The organism is Streptomyces sp. WAC 04229, assembly GCF_003947455.1.
Taxonomy (GTDB): Bacteria; Actinomycetota; Actinomycetes; order Streptomycetales; family Streptomycetaceae; genus Streptomyces.
This window is the reverse complement of record NZ_QHJH01000424.1, coordinates 1-799: the sequence shown is the minus strand read 5'-3', so window position 1 is coordinate 799 and position 799 is coordinate 1. Positions and strand designations below refer to the sequence as shown.

The following is a 799-nucleotide window of genomic DNA, read 5'->3' as shown; positions in this document are numbered from 1 at the left end:
GGCGGGGGGCGCCTCCGGGGCTCGGAGCACGGGGGGCGGCCCGCTCAGCGCGGTGCCGATGATCCCCAGCTGTTCCCGCAGCAGGGCCACGTCGGCTGCCGCGGACCCGTACGCGCGCCGGTCCCCGGGGTCCGCGTCCGGCGGCAGCGACTCGCCCGTGATGGCCGCCATGAGCGCGTCGTACCCGCCGGCGTCGCCGTCGTGCCCCGCGTGCCCGTCGGGGCGTTCCTCGGCGGCCATCTCACACCACCTCGTCCTCGTGCAGGCGGGCCCGCAGTGCGCGTACCGCCGTGTGCAGCCTGCTCTTGACCGTGCCCTCGGGGATGCCCAGCTCCTCGGCGATGCCGCGCACCGGAAGGTCCGCGAAGAACCGCAGGACGAGGACCTGGCGCTGGGCGTCGGGCAGCTCGTCCAGGCCCTGGGCGACGGCGAGGGAGAGCACGCTGGTGTCCTCCCCCGAGGGATGGTCCGCCTGGCGGAGCGCGGCCAGGCGCTCCCCGAGCCGGTCCTGGCGGCGCCGGGCGCGGTGCCAGTCCATCGCCAGGTTGGAGGCGACGACCGCCGCCCACGCCGACACGTCCCGCGGCGCCTCCCGGCCGCTCGCCGTCCGCTCCAGCAACCGCAGGCGGACCTGCTGCACCCCGTCCGGCAGGTCCGCCTGCGGCACCCCGCCCAGCGCGAGCACCGCCCGCACCCGGCGCTCCTGGGCCGCGTCCAGGGGATCGTCGCGTCCGGCGTCCCCCTGGCCGCGGCGGGCCTTTCTGCGCAGCACTGCCACCCCTCCCCCTGGGACCTGTCC

Annotated in this window: 1 protein-coding gene and 1 pseudogene; both read right to left on the bottom strand. The window is 77.8% G+C overall.

The features are described from left to right. Nucleotides 1–240 (bottom strand): annotated as a pseudogene (locus DMH12_RS38665) (hypothetical protein); the annotation flags it as partial. Between the two features lies 1 nt (nt 241). Then, the gene (locus DMH12_RS38660; protein ID WP_125495873.1) at nt 242–778 is read right to left on the bottom strand and encodes a sigma-70 family RNA polymerase sigma factor; all 537 of its coding nucleotides are present in this window, start codon (nt 776–778) and stop codon (nt 242–244) included. Nucleotides 779–799 lie beyond the last annotated feature (21 nt).